The sequence below is a fragment of the Bradyrhizobium sp. genome (assembly GCF_049581145.1).
GTDB lineage: Bacteria > Pseudomonadota > Alphaproteobacteria > Rhizobiales > Xanthobacteraceae > Bradyrhizobium.
On the sequence record NZ_JBAURI010001054.1, the window covers coordinates 1 to 1,525 of the forward strand.

2 protein-coding genes are annotated in these 1,525 nt (G+C 63.6%); both read right to left on the reverse strand.

Annotation, left to right across the window (positions count from 1 at the left end; all coding sequences use genetic code 11):
- Positions 1–936, reverse strand: a 936-nt coding sequence (locus WCB02_RS34090; protein WP_423965463.1) for an amidase, incomplete at its 3' end; no start/stop codon positions are given.
- Positions 937–1,258: 322 nt separating this feature from the next.
- Positions 1,259–1,525, reverse strand: a 267-nt coding sequence (locus tag WCB02_RS34095; protein ID WP_423965465.1) for a 2TM domain-containing protein, incomplete at its 5' end; no start/stop codon positions are given.

Sequence of the window (1,525 nt, forward strand, 5' to 3'; positions counted from 1 at the left end):
GAGTTCCCGAGCGCCCTGGATTGCGCCCTCGAGCGCCGCGACTTTTTCATTTTCGTGACGCGACGCGAGTGTGACGCCCGCTGACTTGAGTTTTGCCGACGCTTTTTCGAAAGCCTCCCTGGCCCCAGGTGTCGCCGCTCCCCAGCCATCGGTCTCCAGGACCGCAAGTCGCTGCGGTTTGCACGGCGTGGGTGAGGTCGGCGGACCGTAAAGGCCAGGAAAACCTGGGTCTCCGCCGGCGCGGCGGGACATCTCGAAAGCAACTTGCCATGCATCCGGCAGACTTGCAGCGAGCGGGCCGTGCGTACTTTGGGAAAGGGCATCAAAGCTCCCGCCGCGGTTGATCGCTCCAAACGTCGGCTTGAAACCGAAGCAGCCGCAGAAACTGGCCGGCCGCAATATCGAGCCGAGCACTTGGGTGCCAAGCCCGACGCTGATCGCGCCCACGGCGACCGCGGCGGGCGAACCGCTACTGGAACCTCCCGGCGTACGGGACAGGTCCCAAGGATTGCGTGTCCCGAGCGGCTCCGTAAGGCCAAACTCGGTCGTCACCGTCTTGCCGAGGATCACCGCGCCAGCCTCGCGCAGCGCCGCAACGCTTGCGCAATCGCGCTCACTGCGGAAGCCGACAAACAGCGGCGAACCGTATTCAGTGGGCATGTCGATGGTCTCCATAATGTCCTTCACCCCGATCGGCATGCCGTCGATTGGCGAAAGCGGCTTGACGGCCCGCCAGCGCTCGGTCGAGCGGTCCGCGGCCTCCCTGGCAGTGGCGAGGTTGACTGTGACGAAGGCCCCAATCTTCGGCTCCCAGGCATCGAGTTCCGCAATGCAGCGCTCCAGAAATTCGCGCGGTGAATCAGTTCCGCTGACAAAATCCGCCGCCGCCGGATAAAATGGCCGCATCTGTGGCGTGATCACATCGCGCTCATTCATCGGCTCACTTCCTCTCCCAGTGGGAAAGCATCCTAAGGTCTCATAGGCATTTGCTTTGGCGTTTGGCAAAGACCTTAAATAGGCTCGAAAGCCGGAGCGCCGAAGGCGCCGGATCGCGAGCAGACGCGAGGCGCTGAGGGTTTAGAGCAGCCCGCGTTCGAACGGGCCCCTCATTGCGAGGAGCGAAGCGGCGAAGCAATCCAGTGATCGTGGCGCGGCGGCGTGGCCTCTGGATTGCTTCGCCATAGCCCGTCCGGAAGGAAGGGCGTTTTCTACGCCCTATGGCTCGCAATGACGGGGCGGACCCGTTCCGACGCGCGCTCTAGCGCCGCTTCTCCACTTCACGCCGAATCTCGTCGTCCGAAATCGGCTTCCGGAGGAAGACGCTCCAATAGTTCATGCCGAGCCCGAAGCCCCAGCCGAGCATCGGCCAGATCGGCCAGAAATATCCTCGCGAGGTGATCGCCCAGACGGCGACGAGCAGAAGGTTGCCGGCGACATAGACCGTCGCGTGGACTCCGAAGCCGCGCTTCGCCTGGATACGCTCGATCGCGGCATGATGATCGACGGATAGCGTCGACGGCTGAGG